This window comes from Paenibacillus xylanilyticus (assembly GCF_009664365.1).
Classification (GTDB): Bacteria; Bacillota; Bacilli; order Paenibacillales; family Paenibacillaceae; genus Paenibacillus; species Paenibacillus xylanilyticus_A.
In genome coordinates this window covers 3819510-3839082 of the sequence record NZ_CP044310.1, presented here as the reverse complement: position 1 = coordinate 3839082, position 19573 = coordinate 3819510, and the positions used below count along the sequence as shown (strand labels likewise).

General features: G+C 46.5%; 15 protein-coding genes. 14 read left to right on the top strand and 1 reads right to left on the bottom strand.

The window, feature by feature from the left end; translation table 11 throughout:
• The first annotated feature begins 320 nt into the window (after positions 1-320).
• The 10 genes from F4V51_RS16895 (at position 321) to atzF (ending at position 10899) form a co-directional block, all read left to right on the top strand.
• Complete coding sequence (locus F4V51_RS16895; RefSeq protein ID WP_153978933.1) at positions 321-1523, top strand: glycoside hydrolase family 5 protein; 1203 nt, start codon at positions 321-323, stop codon at positions 1521-1523.
• A 219-nt stretch (positions 1524-1742) separates the two neighbouring features.
• Complete coding sequence (locus tag F4V51_RS16890; RefSeq protein ID WP_153978932.1) at positions 1743-2282, top strand: GNAT family N-acetyltransferase; 540 nt, start codon at positions 1743-1745, stop codon at positions 2280-2282.
• Positions 2283-2618: 336 nt separating this feature from the next.
• A complete protein-coding gene (locus tag F4V51_RS16885) occupies positions 2619-3302 on the top strand; it encodes a biuret amidohydrolase (RefSeq protein WP_193722734.1) in 684 nt (227 codons plus the stop codon).
• A 48-nt stretch (positions 3303-3350) separates the two neighbouring features.
• The gene (locus F4V51_RS16880; RefSeq protein ID WP_153978930.1) at positions 3351-4358 is read left to right on the top strand and encodes an ABC transporter substrate-binding protein; all 1008 of its coding nucleotides are present in this window, start codon (positions 3351-3353) and stop codon (positions 4356-4358) included.
• An 11-nt stretch (positions 4359-4369) separates the two neighbouring features.
• Positions 4370-5194 (top strand): ABC transporter ATP-binding protein, encoded by an 825-nt coding sequence (locus tag F4V51_RS16875; RefSeq protein ID WP_153978929.1) that lies wholly within the window; start codon positions 4370-4372, stop codon positions 5192-5194.
• Positions 5191-5943, top strand: coding sequence for an ABC transporter permease (locus F4V51_RS16870; protein WP_153978928.1), 753 nt, complete (start codon positions 5191-5193; stop codon positions 5941-5943). The genes F4V51_RS16875 and F4V51_RS16870 overlap by 4 nt, the downstream gene beginning before the upstream one ends.
• On the top strand, positions 5940-7013 hold the full coding sequence (locus tag F4V51_RS16865) for a cyanuric acid amidohydrolase (RefSeq protein ID WP_153978927.1): 1074 nt from the start codon (positions 5940-5942) through the stop codon (positions 7011-7013). Before F4V51_RS16870 ends, F4V51_RS16865 begins: the two co-directional genes overlap by 4 nt.
• A gap of 41 nt (positions 7014-7054) precedes the next feature.
• Entirely contained in the window at positions 7055-7489 is a 435-nt protein-coding gene (locus F4V51_RS16860) for a cupin domain-containing protein (protein ID WP_153978926.1), read from the top strand.
• A 16-nt stretch (positions 7490-7505) separates the two neighbouring features.
• Entirely contained in the window at positions 7506-9113 is a 1608-nt protein-coding gene (locus F4V51_RS16855) for a PucR family transcriptional regulator (protein ID WP_153978925.1), read from the top strand.
• Between the two features lie 31 nt (positions 9114-9144).
• Positions 9145-10899: an allophanate hydrolase gene (gene atzF / locus F4V51_RS16850; RefSeq protein ID WP_227779500.1), complete on the top strand. Its 1755-nt coding sequence runs from the start codon at positions 9145-9147 to the stop codon at positions 10897-10899.
• 159 nt (positions 10900-11058) lie between these two features.
• Here atzF and F4V51_RS16845 read toward each other — a convergent pair whose 3' ends face one another.
• On the bottom strand, positions 11059-12213 hold the full coding sequence (locus tag F4V51_RS16845) for a glycosyltransferase family 61 protein (RefSeq protein ID WP_153978924.1): 1155 nt from the start codon (positions 12211-12213) through the stop codon (positions 11059-11061).
• A 534-nt stretch (positions 12214-12747) separates the two neighbouring features.
• Between F4V51_RS16845 and F4V51_RS16840 the strand changes: the two genes are divergently transcribed.
• The 4 genes from F4V51_RS16840 to F4V51_RS16825 all read left to right on the top strand — a co-directional run bounded on the left by F4V51_RS16840 (position 12748) and on the right by F4V51_RS16825 (position 19529).
• Positions 12748-14274, top strand: a complete 1527-nt coding sequence (locus F4V51_RS16840) for a response regulator transcription factor (protein ID WP_153978923.1) — start codon at positions 12748-12750, stop codon at positions 14272-14274.
• Positions 14275-14321: 47 nt separating this feature from the next.
• Entirely contained in the window at positions 14322-16145 is a 1824-nt protein-coding gene (locus F4V51_RS16835) for a sensor histidine kinase (RefSeq protein ID WP_153978922.1), read from the top strand.
• Complete coding sequence (locus F4V51_RS16830) at positions 16135-17676, top strand: response regulator (protein ID WP_153978921.1); 1542 nt, start codon at positions 16135-16137, stop codon at positions 17674-17676. Before F4V51_RS16835 ends, F4V51_RS16830 begins: the two co-directional genes overlap by 11 nt.
• Before the next feature lie 176 nt (positions 17677-17852).
• Complete coding sequence (locus F4V51_RS16825) at positions 17853-19529, top strand: type 2 periplasmic-binding domain-containing protein (protein ID WP_153978920.1); 1677 nt, start codon at positions 17853-17855, stop codon at positions 19527-19529.
• Positions 19530-19573: the final 44 nt, after the last annotated feature.

The window sequence follows — 19573 nt, the reverse complement described above, 5'->3', positions numbered from 1 at the left end:
AGTCATGGGCATGTATACACGAAGGCGGGTGGGAAATTGTAGGGGACAAACTGGATGATCTCTATAATCAGCTCTTCAGCCAGAGTTTGCTTCATATGAAGTGAGTATATCCGAGATTGGTATAGATTTTTTCGTCGAAGATTCCATAGTGAATATTGTTCTTTATTTTCCATTTTTGTGTTATTCTGTTGATGTTAGGCAACCATTTCATTTGTCTGATCGATATAGAAGGGAGGGACATCTTTCTCGATTCATTCAATTGGTATAAAGAGAGTAACGGCACTGCTTGTAAAAAATGAAAAATAAGCGGAGGTTTGGTTATGCTCAAAAAAATGAAGAAATATGGTGTTTGCAGTTTGGCACTTGTATTGTTTGCGGCTGCGGCATTGACCGGGTGGAGTACTAAAGCGTCGGCAGCGGATTTCAGATCATTGAACGCTTCACAGATTGTATCGGAGATGGGTGCAGGATGGAATCTGGGGAATCAGCTTGAAGCAACAGTGAATGGCGTCCCTAGTGAAACGGCCTGGGGCAATCCTGTTGTTACTCCAGAGTTGATTAAAAAGGTAAAGGCGGCAGGCTTCAAGACCATTCGCATTCCTGTATCCTATTTGAATCATATTGGAAGCGCTCCCAATTACAGCATTAACGCAGCGTGGTTGAATCGAGTCGAAACCGTCGTTGATTATGCGTATAATGAAGGTTTATATGTCGTCATTAACATCCATGGAGATGGCTATAATTCCATCCCTGGCGGATGGCTTCTTGTGAATGGCAGCAATCAGGCTGCAATTAAGGAGAAATACCAAAAGGTGTGGCAGCAGATTGCTACCAAGTTCAGCAATTATAATGAGCGTCTTATTTTTGAATCGATGAACGAAGTGTTCGACGGAAATTACGGCAATCCGAATGCGGCATACTATGCTAACTTGAATGCCTATAATCAAATCTTTGTGGACACGGTCCGGCAGACTGGGGGCAACAACAACGCCAGATGGTTACTGATTCCAGGCTGGAACACCAATATTGACTATACGGTGGGCAATTATGGTTTTGCTCTTCCAACAGATCATTTCAGATCCTCGGCAATCCCAAGCTCTCAGAAGAGAATTATGATCTCTGCACATTACTACTCTCCGTGGGATTTTGCTGGTGAGGAGAACGGAAATATCACGCAGTGGGGCGCAGCGGCAACAAATCCTTCGAAGAAATCAACCTGGGGTCAGGAAGACTATCTGAATGCACAGTTCAAATCGATGTACGATAAGTTTGTAACGCAGGGCTATCCGGTTGTTATTGGTGAATTTGGTTCCATTGATAAAACGGCGTATGACTCCACCAATAACGTTTATCGTCAAGCTTATGCCAAGGCGGTAACGGCAACTGCCAAGAAGTACGGGGCCGTGCCGGTGTATTGGGACAATGGACATAACGGTCAGCATGGTTTTGCTTTGTTTAACCGCTCAAACAACACGGTTACCCAGCAAGGCATTATTAATGCCATTATGCAGGGTATGCAGTAATCCAATCATGCGTTTCATCGTATTAAAGGCATGTCCTCTCATAAGAAAGGACATGCCTTTTTTTTATGCAATACTCGTTCGGTATCATTCAAACCACAAATATCATATTGCCGAATGAATTTTACATAAGCCACATACAGAATTCATTAAACTCCACAATACCTTTTATATACTTAATTTGCTTATACAGCGAACTAAAAGGACTAGGTGGTAGACAGAATGTTAAAAAAACGCGATTTGCATGAATGCCACGCACTGTACAGCTTATTGAACGACCCCTCAGTGTCACCTTATGTTCGTTACCGATGTCAATCACCTGAGGAATATGTATTCCTGACCAAACAGTTGATGGATGAGGAAGAACAGAAAACCGCGATTTCCCGTACAATTCTAAACGAAGCGGGCCTGCCGATTGGAACCATTGATTTATATCATATCGTAAATCAAACAGGGTTTCTGGCCACATGGATTGGAGCGCCTTACTTCGGTAATGGATACAGCCAACGGGCGAAATCCGTCTTTTTGAGTGAGCTTTTTCTCGAACATGCCATAGAAACGGTATTTTTGAAGATTCGCAAACAAAATATCCGGTCGAGCAAAGCTGCACAAAAACTGCCCTATGTAAAACTGGCCAATGATTCGCATGATGAATTATACGGGTCCATCAATGCCGGGGAGACGTTCTATGATCTGTATCGCGTGGAACGGTTCGACTTTATCGAATACAGTATGATCCTGAACCAGGGCGTGGCTACATAACTGCACAGTAAACCTTATGAATCCTATATGAGGTCATAGATAGGTGTTCATCATACCAACGCATACAATTGAGAGTCGCTGAATCAGCGACTTTTTTTGTTGCTCTTTAGGCCATGGAGTGATTCATTATGTAATAATTTATAACACAAAGAATGAATGATTGTGAAAAACAACAAAAAATAATGAAGCTTTTTTATGGAAAACTACAAAGACATCCAGAAATGTTCGTAATATAATATGACACAAGAAGAATAAATGAAGGAATAAGTAAGGTTATATTACATCTAAATTAATCAACACAGGGATCTCAGTCTCTGTTCTGAAAGGAGAATATCTATGCAAATTACAGCAGCACCTTACCGTTGGCCTTACGACGGGAGCATCGATCCCGGTAAAACGGCATTAGTCATTATTGATATGCAAATCGATTTTTGCGGAAAAGGCGGGTATGTGGAACAGATGGGATATGACTTGTCCATGACGGCCAAACCCATTGAGCCTATTCAAAAGCTCTTGCATCGGGTCAGGGAGATAGATGGTTTTCACGTCATTCATACGAGAGAGGGACATAAATCGGACCTATCCGATCTGCCAGCAAACAAACGTTGGCGCAGCAAACAGATCGGGGCAGAGATCGGTTCTTCCGGACCGGCAGGACGCATTTTGGTTCGAGGTGAACCGGGCTGGCAGATTATAGAGGAGCTTGCTCCCATTGAAGGTGAATCGATCATTGATAAGCCGGGTAAAGGCAGTTTTTATGCCACAGACCTGGATCTGATCCTGAAGAATAAAGGCATCACTCATCTGATTTTGACGGGAATCACAACGGATGTTTGTGTGCATACAACCATGCGGGAAGCCAACGACAGAGGATATGAATGTCTGATTCTGGAAGACTGCACGGGAGCAACCGACCCTGATAATCATCATGCAGCACTCCAGATGGTCAAAATGCAGGGAGGCGTGTTCGGCAGCGTCAGTAACTCCAGCGAGGTTTTAAAGGCGCTAGCTGCCTTTTAAGCAACACCGATACAGCATTAGAAAAACAACAGCATGGGAGGAAATCATATGTGGAGATGGTCCAGAAAGTCACTGCTTATCGTAATGTCGGTTTGTTTGCTCGCACTAACAGCTTGCGGGTCGAACGATGTGCCCAGTTCAGCTTCAGGAGATGGAGAATCCGGTGAACTGAAAAAAGTGGTTCTGCGTCTAAAATGGGTTCATCAAGCACAGTTTGCCGGCTTCTATACCGCCGTAGAAAAGGGATTTTACAAAGAAGCGGGATTGGATGTTGAGATCAGACCCGGCGGCGCTGATTTTCCTTCCGTACAGATGATTGCATCAGGTGCGGAGCAATTCGGGGTGACTGGCGCAGATCAAATACTGATGGCCAGGGAGAAAGGGGTTCCCGTGAAGGCGCTGTCCGCCATTTACAGAAAAACGCCATTTGTGTTGTTTAGTCTCAAGGATTCAGGGATCACGAAAATGGAGGATCTGGTCGGCCAGAAGATCGGTGTGAAGCTTGGAGGGAATGAAGAGCTGACTTACCGAGCAATGGTGAAGAATGCGGGCATAGATGGAACCAAGGTGGAGGAAATGCCAGCAAAATATGATCTCAGCCCATTGCTCAGTGGACAGGTAAAGGCATGGCCAGGTTATGTCATCAATGAGGTTCTCGCCGTACAGGAGCAGGGGAATGAAGTCAATATCATTGAGCCAAACGATTATGATATTAACTTTTATGCAGATACGTTGTTTACGACAGAGGACATCATCAAGCGTGATCCCGAAATGGTGAAAAGCTTCGTACAGGCTTCCATGAAGGGCTGGAGCTACGCTATTGAGAACCCGGAAGAGGCTGCCGAATTTGGCTTGAAATACGGGGATAAATTGACCATTGATCACGAGGTGAGCATGATGAACGCAAGCATTCCTTTGCTGGAGCCGGAAAATCTTCCACTCGGCAAAATGGAATCAGAGGCATGGGACGTGCTGCAGCAGAACTTGATCGATCTGGAATTCTTGAAGAAAAAGCAAGACCTTGAAGACGTCTTTTCAAACGAATTTATCGAATAGGGTGTGATTTTATGCTAACAACGACCAGTGGTCTGGAGAAAGAAGCTTCGGGGCTGCATGAACAACAGACAACCATTTCTTCCAAAAGCGACATCGCGGTTACGTTGAAAAATTGCTCCTTATCCTTTGGTGACGTCAACGTATTGAATAATGTGTCGATTGATATTTATAAAAATGAGTTTGTTTCGATTCTCGGCCCAAGCGGCTGCGGGAAGTCGACGCTGCTCAGGTTAATGCTCGACCTGCTTCAACCCAATGCAGGAGGAGAGATCATTTATCCATCGAAAGATCTCTCGCTCGGCATGGTGTTTCAGAAACCTGTATTGATGCCCTGGCTAACCGCAATCCAAAATATATCCCTGCCTCTCACGATTGGAGAGAAGAAATTCACCAAAAAAGAGATCAAGGAAAAAGCAGAATCCTCGCTGCGGTTGGTTGGACTTCAGGATTTCATGAATCATTTTCCGCATCAGCTGAGCGGGGGCATGCAGCAGCGGATTGCGATTGCAAGGGCACTCGCTGCAGATCCGACAGTACTGCTTATGGATGAGCCCTTTGGGGCGCTTGATGAATTTACGAGAGAAAAGCTGAATTTCGAGCTGCTGCGTTTATGGGAGAGTCCCGAAACGAGCCTAAGTACAGTTGTTATGGTTACCCACTCGATTCAGGAATCCGTGCTGCTATCCAACCGCGTGATCATGATGTCACCAAGGCCTGCCGGCGTGGAGGAAATTATATCGGTTCCGCTGCCTTCACCGAGGGAGATTGGCATGGATGAACTTCCGGCCTTCCACCAGACTGTCAATGAGTTAAGAAAGCGGGTCAAACACCTATGAAAACCAAGATCAAAGATGCCATGTATCCTGTCGTATTCGCCATTGCCTTTCTTATCTTATGGGAACTCATTGTACGCCTTTTCGACATCCCCCTTTATTTGCTCCCATCTCCCACAGGCATCTTATCGGTGATGGACAGCTCCTTATGGTCACATATGCTGGTCACGCTGCTGGAGGCTTTGGCGGGCTTCGTGCTTGCCAATGTCCTGGGATTGATTACCGCTGTGATCTTCGTGCACTCCAAGCCGATTGAAAAGGGAGTATTCCCACTGGCGATTGCACTCAAAACGACCCCGCTTGTGGCTCTGGCTCCGCTTCTGGTGGTTTGGATGGGGACGGGATATTCCTCCAAGGTCGTAGCCTCCATGCTAATCTGTTTCTTCCCGATTTTGGTCAACAGCGTAAAGGGTCTGAAAGCCATTGAGCACGAAACATGGGAGCTGTTCTCCACATATAAAGGCACCAAGTCGGAGATTTTCTGGAAATTACGGCTGCCTGCAAGTTTGCCTTATGTGTTTTCTGCATTGAAAATCTCGACCTCGCTGGCGATCGTGGGTGCCATTGTCGGTGAATTTGTCGGCGCTAACAAAGGGCTCGGCTATGTCGTCCTGGTATCTTCATACCATATGGATACACCTGTAATGTTCTCCGCAATTATTGCATCCGCACTATGCGGACTGGTTCTCTTTTGGGCCATCAGCTTACTTGAGAGAAGAATTATATTCTGGCAAAGGACGGATGACCTATGATGAGATGCACTGTGAACCGTATTCCAAGCCGTTCGCCTAACGATACGGCTGCGATAGAGAGAGCGATCCAAGAGGGAGTCATTGATCCTCAAGATGTGGTTGCAGTCTTAGGCAAAACCGAGGGCAATGGCTGCGTGAACGATTTTACGCGTGGTTATGCTGTGCTGGCCTTAAAGCAATTTTTTGGCGAATACCGAAAAGAATCAACCTCTACGATATCCTATGTCATGTCAGGAGGAACCGAGGGCATATTGAGCCCTCATTTTACAGTGATTAGCCGCAAGGGTGCTTACAACCGAGATGGTCAGAGACAAGATCAGAAATCGCTGGCCATTGGCGTCGCAAAAACACGGGATTTCCTTCCCGAGGAGATTGGAAGGCTGGCTCAAGTGGACGAAGTGGCTGCGGCCGTTCAGCGAGCCATAGCGGAAGCTGGCATCGAATCTTCAGCAGATGTACATTTTGTGCAAATCAAGTGTCCGCTGTTAACGTCCGAGGGCGTGCATGATGCCTTGAGCAGATCTCAAACCACCGTGACAGAAGATACCTACAAATCCATGGGATATTCACGAGGAGCCTCCGCACTTGGTGCGGCAGTTGCTCTTGGCGAGGTGGAACGAGCTGGACTTCAAAATACGGACATCTGCAATTCATGGCATCTGTTCAGCAGTGTAGCCTCCACGTCGGCAGGCAGCGAGCTGGCGTATTGTGAGGTGATCGTCTTCGGCAATTCCGACTTTGCGGAAGGTCCGTATTTTATCGACCATGCTGTAATGAAAGATTCGATTGACGCTCCTGCACTCAAGCGCCTGCTGGATGTTCATGCAGATGCTGAAATGGTGCAGGTGATGGCTAAGGCAGAGGCTGATCCCACCGGGTTCATCCGGGGTCACCGACATACGATGCTGGATGATTCAGATATCAACCATACGAGACATGCGAGAGCGGTCGTCGGAGGTGTGCTTGCTTCGGTGTGTGGTGATCCAATGATCTATGTGTCTGGTGGAGCCGAACATCAAGGGCCGGCAGGCGGCGGGCCGGTGGCTGTCGTTTTTAAACGCAGGGATTAGACGGGATACATCCATAAAAAAACAAATGGAGGAATGACACGATGATTACAGCCAAGAAAACTGAGGTTATCACTGGAGAAGACATGCAATGGGGATTAATGCCGAATCATATCCACCTGTATCACCGCGAGATTGTGTCAGCGGAACAGGCGGATCAGATGGGGTTTCGTGCCAGCTCTGTTTTGTGGGAAAAGATTGGAGTCGGCGGTCAGGTACTGCCTCACTATCATGATGTAGCCGAAATCATTCACATCACGGTAGGTAAAGTGAAACTGCTGTGCAATGGAGAATGGAAGAGCTACCAGGCAGGAGATACCTTCCATGTACCGGCAGGCGTTATTCATTCGGTAGCCAATGATGATGTACAGCCGACAGAGCAGATCAGTATTTTTTTGCCGGTTGAAGAAAATGCTCCGGTTAACTCCTTTTTTAATACGACATTAGTGGAAGATGTCTTTTCCACCAAATTGAAATAGTCAGGCGGGATAGGAGATGGCAGATCACAAGAAGGCAGGATTCACGTGCAGTGATGTTTTGTTGATCCCCGACTTTAAGGAAGCTGTCGTCTTGGCTGGAGCGAGTGGCATGCAGCGAATGATTAACCGTGTCAACGTGATGGAAGTGCCCGATGTGATCGATTGGGTACGCCCGGGGGAGTTTCTGATTACCAGTGGATTTCCATTTCGTGATCAGCCGGAAGCTATTGCGGACATCATACCGCAGCTGGTGGAGAAAGGTGTATCGGCGCTGGGGATCAAAACCAAACGATTCATCGATCATATTCCTGCCCGTGCACTCGAGCTGGCTGACCAATTGGGCTTTCCGATCTTCGAGCTTCCGGCCGCGACCGTATTTTCGGATGTTGTCCGGGATATTATGGAGCGGGTCCTTGTACAGGAGGCAAGAGAGCTTTCGCTGCTGCAAAGCCGTTTTCAAAAGCTTTCTCAACAGCTCCTGTATGGGAAAGGTTTAGAGGAATTTTTGCAAACGCTGGATGGCATATTGAACAATCCCATTGTATTGCTTGATGACTCCAATCATCTGTTCTTATCTCCCCAGGCAGAGGAGATTGTGGAGGCAGATAATCCGATACTGTGGTCCAGTCTGCGGGAGGAGAGCAGCCTCGGTGTGAGTTTCATAACATTGGGCGAGCGCCGAATTCGTGTATATGTATCAGCCGTTAATGACAAGCAATACGACAAATGTTTGCTGGTTCTGCTGGAATGGAATCAGGAGCACTCGGTTGTCGATCGACTGACGATTGACCGCGTAGGTGTTTTGGTAGGACTCGAGATGATTAACGCCAACGCCAGGCGGGAAGTAGAGCTGAAGTATGTTGATCAGTTTCTGCAGGACTGGGTTACAGGCCGAATTGTGACTATTGAGGATTTGAGGCTGCGAGCGGAAGCGTGCGGGCATCCGCTTGATGATGATCAAACGCGGCATGTCGCGTTAGTGCGATTTTTGAACGTCAAACCTAGCATCAGGACCATGCAGCAGGCGATTAAAAGATTGAGAACCAAATCCAGATGTGTGGGGCTTCAGGCAACCATACTGGAGGGAGAGCTGGTCCTTCTTTTCGCAGAAGAAATGCATGGGATTCGGAATGTGGCGCTGGAAGCCATTCTCGCTGATATGAAGGTGGTTTTTCCTGCTGAGAGCTATTCTCTCTGTGTCGGTAATCGAACCGAAGCTGCGGAGAAGGTGTACGAAAGCTATAACGATGCCAAAAAGATTCATCATATCAGCTCCATTTGCGATTACCGTGAACCTTATGTGGACTATATGAAGCTAGGCGTGTTTCAGCTTTTATACCATCTGCCTGATACAGAGGAGGTTCAGGAGTACCGCGATCGATTCATTCTGCCCTTGCTTGCCTATGATGCGAAGCATAATTCCCAGCTGTTTGAAACGTTGAAGGTATACTTTAAGCATAATCGTAATGTGAAAAAGACGTCGGCGGAGCTTTTTACCCATTATAATACCGTTTCCTATCGTGTGGAGCGGGTGTGTGAATTGCTGGGGATCAGCATGGATCATGGCGATGATGTGCTGCAGCTGCATCTAGCGATGAAGCTGAACGAAATGAGACCAGCCTGATTGATATGTACGCGTCAAGGAGGGATGACAGATGAGTAAGCTCGATATGAAAATACCGTGTGAACTGACAATAGACTGGCTGCAAGCGCAATATGGGAGCGGGAAGCTCAAGCCGGAGCAGGTCATTGAAGAGATCATCCGCCGTTCCCGTGAGGACGAAGGGATGAATATTTGGATCACTCCGCCTGTGCTGGAGAGAATCAAGCCGTATTTGGACCGTCTCCAAACAATGGATACTTCCTTGCCGCTGTGGGGTGTACCCTTTGCCATTAAGGACAACATCGATTTGGCTGGCACACCAACAACGGCTGGCTGTCCCGAATATGCATACGTTCCAGACAGGCATGCTGCAGTTGTAGAACGATTGTTAAACGCCGGAGCGATTCCTGTAGGTAAAACCAATATGGATCAATTCGCAACAGGGCTTGTAGGCACCCGGAGTCCTTACGGTGAGACTCACAACGCGCTGAGCGCTGAATGGATAAGCGGCGGGTCCAGTTCGGGATCTGCCGTAGCGGTAGCGAGGGGGCAGGCGGCATTCGCCCTGGGCACGGATACAGCGGGCTCTGGTAGGGTTCCTGCAGCGCTGAACCGTCTCATCGGCTATAAACCGAGTCTTGGAGCCTGGTCGACAAAAGGTGTTGTTCCCGCTTGTGCCAGTCTGGACTGTGTAACTGTATTTACCCGTTCTATACACGAAGCAAGGATTGTCGATATGCAATTACGGGGCCTTGAATCATCAGACCCATGGTCCAAGGAATTACCCCGATGGGTCGATACGCTTCCCAAAAAGTTGTATCTTCCTGAAAAACCATTAACGTTTTTTGGTCTGTTGGCAGAGGAATACAGCAAGGCATGGGATTCAGTCGTCCAGAGGATCGAACAGTTGGAGCTTCCACTCGAGTATATCGATTACGATGTTTTTGAGGAGGCTGCCGCACTTCTGTATGGTGGACCTTGGGTAGCTGAGCGCTGGGCCAGTGTAGGTGAATTCATCGAATTAAATCCAGGAGTCACTTTCCCGGTGACGGAACAAGTCTTGCGATCAGGTGGATCAGACAAATATGATGCAGCTTCCGTATTCACCGCGATGCATAAGCTTCAGGAGCTGCGAATGATAAGCAACGAGCTTCTCCAGGAAGCGGTTCTTATCATGCCGACCTGTGGAGGCACATGGACGAGAGGTCAGGTTGAAGCGGACCCAATAACCACGAATTCGGACATGGGACGATACACGAACCATTGCAATCTCCTGGATTTATGCGCGGTGGCTGTACCGGCAGGGGATGCAGCGTCTCAGATGCCCTTTGGAATAACGTTATTTTCGCTATCTGGAAATGAGCACTTGATGGAAAACGCTGCGGCCTCGTTTCTTGAAGTGAATTTGCCGCCTCTGGAAGCAAACAGACAAGAAACAATGCTGGTTGCCGTCTGCGGCCTGCACATGAGGGGTTATCCACTGGAGAAGCAAATGCTGGAGCACGGGAGTCGGTTCATAGGTGAGTCGCAAACCGCGGAGAAGTATCAAATGGTGAAGCTGCCTACCATACCAGCTAAGCCTGGACTGCTGAAGAAGAAGGCAGGCGGCAGCAGTTTTACGCTTGAATTGTGGCAGATGCCTGTTGCTAATTTTGGCGCGTTCGCTGCATTAATTCCGGCCCCGCTAGGTATAGGCAAAATTGAATTGGCAGACGGGACAGAAGTACCCGGATTTATATGCGAAGGTTATGCTGAAGAAGAAGCAGAGGATATCTCTGCTTACGGAGGCTGGAGAAACATACCATAGATTCGAAAAGGACTGGTTCATGGAACCAGTCCTTTTTGCTGTCCTCTAACCTAGAACAACTTCTTGTATTAGATGCAGCATAAGTCATGGTTAATAAGTGAGTAGCGTTGTATCGAAACCTGGTTCCACTTGCCGCCAAGGTGTGGTCGGATGAGTTGCTTAGGTAACCTGCTTGCTTAACCCGGCCAGACGGAGCGTTTGCTCCAGCCGATCCAGATCGACCACGAAGTCCTCCAATCCTGCAAAAAAATCTTGTGTTGTCCCGGCGCCTTGCCCATACATCATGTAATAATCGAGTTTATTATGATTGCTGATCATCCAATAAGTGGGGACTACATGCCTGATATGGAAAATTTCGACGACCAACGTTCCCTTCTTACAGAAAGCGAGATTGGACAGCCCGGCTCCATGCGGTGAAACGATTGCTTTTGCGGAAGCAAAGAGCTGTATTTGCTGGGCAATGCTCCAATCTTCCAGACAAACTAGAATGAACCCATATGCTTCTAATAGACGGATTACTTCACCCTCGTTAACTATGTGTCTCACAGAGGCTTTACTCCGGGAAATGAAAATGCGACTAGGTGAATGCGCCGCTGTATCGCGTCCGGGCAGCATAAACGTGCGAAGGATAGATGTCGTCCAAGGCGGATAATGGGAGTTCATCATTACAGAAGGCACGACCAATCGATCGGCCCGAATTTCACGATCATCTCCGGTACGAATCACGGACGATTCCGATACGCCAAACATAGATAACGTTTCCTTCACAAATGTTCCATGAGGATTCGGATTCATGATTAGATATTGAAAAGGAATATTCAAAATCCGCAGCATACCGAGCCGCGGCAGTACATCATACAACCAATGAAAATAATTATGACTCCCACAAAAAGTCAGAGCGGCAGCTGTTCCTTGGATGTGCAGCTCTTCCTTCATCTTTCTTTGATCCAAAGCGGGGTGCTCTTCCAGTGTCAGCATTCTGTTTCGTTTACCATCGTATTCTGGAGAAAGATCGAAGATCAGCTTTCCTTCCGATGTAAGGATAGAACCTGATGATCCCCAAACACGTCCATTCGATAAGTATGCAACATATCCGCCTTTGGGATGAAGGGTATAGGGCGTCAAATAATGGTGAATTTCCGTTTCAAGGGTTTTCGGGATCTCGTATTTAGCGGCTTCACCAAAATCAAAAGGAGAGACCTGTTCATTAATGACGGAGCAAACGGAAGCCTCCCATTCCCAAATGTCCCTGTAGAAACCGTACATATTTGACTCTATGCATGTCGATTTGGCATTTCTACATGGTTCATTCATTTTATACCTCCGTAATGATTTGCTGCTTATGAAGCTAATGTATGCTTAGAGGTTTCCCGAAGGGCACGAAGACAAGAAAAATGGGTTACAGGCAGGATATGGATTGGAACCTTGCTTTCCGAATGTCGGATTAATTTAATAAAAGCAGATGTGTTCGGAGAATCAATTTTGATAGAGTTATTTCAAGAGATGAGCATATTTTTATGCTTTTTCTCTTTTGTATGGGGAGTTTCAACATTTCAACAGAGAAAACATCCGTTCCATTAGACGGCAACTAAATATCTTGATTAATGTTTTGCGCATCTCATATTATTATATTTATTATAAAAGAGTAAAGCTTTGGTTGTTATATCAAGTATTGTTTATTGTGTAAGGATTGAAAACTCAAGATAATTGTAATGGTACACTTTTTCTGTGTATGATAATTTATTGCTTTACATTGGCTGGCCCTAATGGTGCTGTTCATATGATAAAATATGATGAAATCGCTCTCAAACATCATACAAACTTCATTAGCTGGGAGGGGGAACACAAATGATGAAAGTTCTATTAGTGGATGATGAGCCGTGGGTGCTCGAAGGCCTGAGAACCATGGTGAATTGGGACAAATACGGTTTTCGCATCTGTGGTGAGGCGGAGAATGGCAATGCCGCCTGGTCCATGATCGAAAGTCTTCAACCGGACCTGGTGTTTACAGATATTCATATGCCTTCTGTGAGTGGCCTGGAACTGATCGACCGTTCCAAGCATGAGCTGGCCAAATCACCCCGATTCGTTATATTAAGTGGATATGACAGCTTTGAGTATGTAAAAACAGCGCTGGAGCAGAGAGTGGAGGACTACTTGCTCAAGCCCATTGATGAGATCGAGATCGAAAACGTGTTGGAACAGATGGGGCGTAAAATTCAGGAAGAACAGATTTCGGCTGAAATACACCAGCGTGATCGTGCCCTGTATGTGAATTGTTTGTTTGATCGGCTGATTCAAGGGGAAGACAGCATGGGGCTTCGGGACGAAGTGAATACCATGCTGCAAATGGATGGTCAAGAGAATATGGCCTGTCTTCTAATTGCCACGGATATCAGTAAAGATGACGTGAAAGAGCGAATACATGCTTTTGGTGGTTCCCATTGGTCCGAACCTTTTGTGGATGCTGAAGGAAACCTCGGAGTGTTCGCTGCCGATATCGATAATTCCTTGAAGCTCCTTGAGTCAATGGGCAGAAATATCGTGGAGACCTATGCTGGTCATTCATCCATGATTGTCGCCGTTGGACATCATTCGGGCACAGCGTTCGGTATGCGATCAGCCTACGAGAAAGCTTTGTTTGCTCTGAGATGGAAGCGTTATCAAGGAGGGGGCGGATTTGTTCATCATCAGGATCTGCCGCAGAGTGACCCATTGGCCAGTGTGAATCAAAAAGCTTTAGCCAGTCTAATGGAAGTCATTCTTTCTGGTGAACATGATCGGTTGGAAGGAAAGATTCAAGCACTTCTTGCTGATCCTGACTTGGGATTGCCTTTCTCTAATATGGAATACGTCCGTGTTCAATTGCTTGCTCTTGAAATGAGTATTCTCAAGGAGTTGAAAGAGCTGGATGGAGATATGGGCAGTTTTATGCTTCACGTTCAAAATAAGGCAGGCGGCATTACGAAAATCGACTCCTATCCAGCATTTCTGGATTATGCACGTGTGTTATGTTTGAACGCTTTGGAGGCGCTGCAGCAGCAAAGAAAAGAAAAGGAATGCAGTACCATTTTTCGTGTGGTGCAATATGTCAATCAGGAATTCCGTAAGAAGCTGCAGCTTCAGGAGCTCGCACATCAATTTCATATGAACGCCAATTATTTGGGGCAGGCATTCAAACAGCAGACGGGCAAAACGTTTCGGGAATATTTAAATGATAAACGGATTGAGGAAGCGAAAAGGCTATTACGCCAAAGCTGCGCATGCGTCGCTGACATTGCGGTACAGTCTGGTTATCCGAATGCAGACTATTTTGTAAGTCAGTTCAAGCGAATGACGGGCATGGCACCTTCTGCATATCGTAAGCAGCAATAGATCCCCCAAGAGATGAGAAGTACGAATGAAGGATGGCGATAGCAAACATGTTCAGAACAATCCGTTTTCGCAGCATCGTGAACGATATACCCTTGAATTACAAATTTATATTGATATATGTCATTGGTATTTTGCTTCCTATCTTTGTAAGCAATGTTTTGTTTATGGATCGTATGTCTGGATTGATCAAGGAACGGGAAGAGCAGAATTTACAAATCTCACTGGAGCGTGCAAGAAAGGATATTCACACCATGATTGATGGCGGCGTTGCCGTCAGTCATGCCTTGATTACGGACAAGTTGTTGACCGAATCCATGGATCGTGTGTATGAAAGTCAGCTGGATTTCTATAACACACTCGATGATCAGCTTCGTCATCGGGTGACTTCCTATATTCCTGTGAACAACCAAATTCAGCGAATAGGGGTTTACACCGAAAATCCGACCATTGTGCCTGGCGGGGATTATTATGTTCTGGACAACGACGTACGCTCCGGAACCTGGTTCGAGCAGTGGAAGGCTGCTGGGGAAACGCTGAAAGTGCTTGCGTACCGTGATCAGGCAACGAATGATCGTGCTGCAACCTCTTCGTATTTAAGCGTGATCGAAAAAATGGATTACTATAACGCCGACAACTCTTATCAGAAATTGGTACGCATCGATTTCTACGTTAGTCGCTTCTATGATGTGATTGCCAGAGAAAAGAGTTCTCTGGATCTGTATCTGGTGAATGCCCAGAATCAAATTATTGTATCTGCGGATGACAAGTATCAGGGCGAGATGGAGAGTAGCTATGCTTTGTTTGATATGAGCAAAGCGGCAGACAAAGACTTGCATATCGTCCCTATCGGTAGTGCTAGTTATGTGAAAGGCTGGAAGCTGATTGGTGTTCCTCAGGAAACACGTGTCAAACAAGCGATGTTATCGATGCAGCTTTATTTTGGGATGCTGGCCGGGATTATTACGCTGCTCACTTCCATTTTCATTTATGTCATGCTCCGTTCCTACAATTATCGTGTTAAGCGGCTGTCGAGACATATGCAGAAGGTGGGTAACGAGAAGTTCGAACTAATCAACATGGATGGTGGGCACGACGAGATTGGGCATTTGATAAGCAATTTCAATATAATGACAGCACGAATCCATTCGTTGATCAACAATGTGTACAAGCTCGAAATTCAGCAGCGAAGCCAGGAGGCTGAGCGCATTCGAGCTGAGCTTAATCTACTGCAAAGCCAGATGAATCCTCACTTTTTATTCAATACGTTGAATGCGCTGCTTGTGGTTAGTACCAAGAATAACTATGCGGACGTGAAGGATATCATCAAGGATCTCTCCAAGCTGCTTCGCCGTCTGTTGAACTGGAAGGACGATGTGGTCACGCTGGAGGAGGAAATGAGCTTTACAGTCATGTACCTGGGTATTGAGAAATTCCGTTTCCGGGACAAGTTTGAATACTATATTGACATCACTGAAGAGGCAAGGCGATATAAAATACCCAAAATGAGTATCCAACAGCTGGCGGAAAATGCATGCAAACATGGCATTCAGGCCATTGAGGGGCTTGGCTATGTGAAGATTCAAGCTGAAATTGTGAATGAGCATCTGCGTGTTGTCGTATCTGACAATGGAAAGGGTATGGACAAGGAACGGCTTCAAGAGGTTCTGTATCACATGCGAAGCAAGGAAGAGAGCGGCGGAAACAATATTGGAATTCGAAATGTATATCGCCGTCTTGAATTGTACTACGACGATAAAGTGAATTTTAACCTGGTAAGCAGGATCGGGGAGGGGACTGAGGTATCCTTTGAAATCCCGTTGCAATTGCTGGAACGTCAGGATGTAAAGGGAGGCGTGGACGATGGCATTTAAAGTGTTGTTAATTGACGATGAGCCTTTGGCGCTTGAGGGCCTTCAGTTATGGATACCATGGGAGAACCTTGGCTTTGAGGTATGCGGGGTCTGCGGAAACGGTTCGGAGGGCCTGAAGCAAATGGAGGAGCTGAAGCCCGATCTGGTCATGGTTGATATTCATATGCCGGTGATGAACGGCCTGGAGATGATTGAGGAGTGGAGACGCAGGGGCAACGAGTCTACCAAATTCATTATCCTGACAGGGTACAGTGATTTTGATTATGCACGAAAGGCGCTCAAATATAGAGTCTCTCGTTATTTGCTTAAACCGCTGGATGAGGAACAGGCCGAGCTGGAGATCCGTCAGGTGGGACAGGAACTGGCTAAGGAGCGGGAACAACTATACGTCGGGCAGGTGGCACAGAGAGAGAAGGAGAATCTGGCCATGAAGGAGGCTCTAACAGGTAAAGAATTGTCAACAGAAGCCGCTGGTGTACTGGAGTCCTTGTCGAGCTCCTCTCATGTTTGGAATGTATGCCTCGTTCAGATCGCGGCAGAGGATTATTGCAGGTGGAGCACGGTTGCTGCGGAATTTTTGGACAGGTCACAAGCCATGTATGTGATTCGTTTGCGAAATGATCTGGTTTCCATCGTGTTTGGGAGTGCTGAATCAGCCTCCCATGGCACGAGCAGTAGGGCTAGACAGCGATTGGAGGAACTGGCGCGCCGTTTGGTGGACTTTCGCGCATTTATGGCCATTGGTGAAGCGGCGTCTTCACTTCTTTTCATTAATCAGTCCAGGGTCACAGCAGAAAAAGCGCTCCTGCATACCTTTTATGAAACGAATAGGATTGGCGTGATGGACTATGAGAGCCTTAAGGATCTTACGTTCCAAAGACATGATGATCAGGTAGAACTCACGGCGAGAATCCTGGGGGCATTTCAACTCATCGACCACGATGCCTACAAGTCAGCAGTGGATTATATTGAGCAATCTTTTCGCCAGTTACGAGTTCACCCGGAGGAGGCGCGCAAATACGTGATCTACCTGCTTCATGAGATTCGAGCATATATGCGAGGCGAACTGGCACAGGATTCCGGTGCTCCAAATCGTCTGTTCGATATCCCCAATCTGGATGAACGCCTGCTGACATGGAACGATCTGATTGACATGCTGCAGTCGTGCGGGCGAGTGTGTTTTGAACTTTTGCTTAAGGAGAATGCTTCCGAAGCGCAGGGTATAGTACAGGATATCAACGATTACATTCATGAGCACTACCGGGAAGGGTTGAGCATTAAAATGCTTGCCGAGCGTTTCTTCTTGCACCCAGCCTACCTGGGACAGCTGCTTATACGAAAAAATGGCATTGGTTTCAATGAACTGTTACATAATTTGAGGATTGAGGAAGCTTGCCGTTTACTCCAAATGAATCAATTCAAAAATAGTGAGGTCTCCGAAAAAGTTGGATATTCCACCTACCATCATTTTTTGAAGCAGTTTGAGAAAAGGCTGAACATGTCTCCGAATGAGTATAAGAAACATGTCTAAGAAAATCTTTTATAAAATGTGTACGGTTGAATCTATAGATTATAGATTGAAAACCTGAGTTTTTCTCGGAAAGAGCTATAATTCGGGTGTATTTTCCATTTACCATTAAATTTATAATGAAATTATTCAAATGAAAGGGCTTTCATGAAGGCGTAATCAAACTTTGGAGGTGCTTTATGGGGGAAAGTAAAAAGAAGTTTTTCCGTATGGGGGCAACCATGTTGTTGTCACTGAGCGTTGTACTGGCTGGTTGTTCCGGCGGTACAAGTGACCCAGGCAGCGGAGAAGAGGGAAGCGGTACAGAGGTAGGGCCTGACAATCCGATAGAAATCTCGGTATTCCTTAACGAGGCCGGACAGCAGCCAACCGCTGACAACAAGATTTACAAGAAAATGAAGGATGAGCTTGGCGTATCATTCAAGTTCGAATTTCTGGCCGGTGACAAAAACCAAAAGCTTGGCGTTATGATTGCTGGTGGGGATTATCCAGACCTGATCTCAGCTGATACCAAACTGACAGCTGCAGGTTCAGTCATTCCGCTTGAAGATTTGATTGAAGAACACGCCCCGAATTTGAAAAAACATTACGAGAAGTACTGGAATCAAATGAAGGACCCGAATGATGGACATATCTACTACCTGCCAAACTATGGTGCATATAACGGCGAAGTAGCTGACACCTATTACAGCGGTCCCGCGTTCTGGATTCAAAAAGCCGTGCTGAAAGAGTTCGGTTACCCGACTCCTAAAACACTGGATGAATACTTCGAGCTGATCGCGAAATACAAAGAGAAATATCCGACTATTGACGGCAAGCCAACCATCGGTTTTGAGGTCCTGAACTATGACTGGAAAAACTGGGGCTTGTTGAACCCGCCTCAGCATTTGATCGGTCATCCGAATGATGGCGGAGTGGTCGTCAACGATGGCAAGGCGGAGATCTTCGCCGATAAGGAGTATGCCAAACAGTACTATCAGAAGCTAAATGAAATCAATGCCCAAGGCTTGCTTGATAAGGAAGCGTTTGCACAGAACTACGACCAATATATGGCCAAATTGTCCAGTGGTTCCGTACTCGGCATGTTCGATCAACATTGGAATTTCCAAAGCGCGGAAGATTCCCTCATCACGCAAGACAAAATTGAACGCACTTATGTAGGTTTCCCGCTTGTGTATGACAGCAGCACCAAAGACTATTATCGTGACCGCGCAGCACTGAATCTCAACAATGGTTTCGGTATTACCGTGAGTGCAAAAGACCCTGTAAAAATCCTCAAAGTGCTCGATAAACTGATGGAGGAAGAATGGCAGAAAACACTCACTTGGGGCATTGTGGATGAAGACTATTATGTCAATGAAGAAGGCCGCTTCATGAAGACACAAGAACAACGCGACAAGGCAGCGGATGCTGCTTGGAAGCTTGCTAACAAGGCAGATGCATTTTATGGAACTGCACCGAAAATGGAAGGTTACTTTAGCGATGGCAACGCAACTTCGGCAAGTAATCAGCCAGAAGAATACCAAGCAAGCCTGAAACCGTTTGATAAGGAAGTTTTGGATGCATATGGTTTCAACAGCTATATCGATTTCTTCAGTGCTCCACCAGAGAATCCCGTGACTTACCCTGCTTGGTCTGTCGACGTGGTAGAGGGATCTCCAGCCAAGATTGCCAATACGAAGCTGAACGAATTGTCGACCAAATATTTGCCAAAAGCCATCTTGGCCGGTACTTCAGAGTTTGACAATGTTTGGAACGAATACGTTTCCGAGATTCAAAAGCTTGACATCAAGGCATATGAAGATCGTATCAATGAAGTGTTGCAGTGGAGAATTGATAACTGGTCTGTGAAATAAAAACAACTTATGTCAGGAAGGAAGATAACCTTCCTTCCTGATTC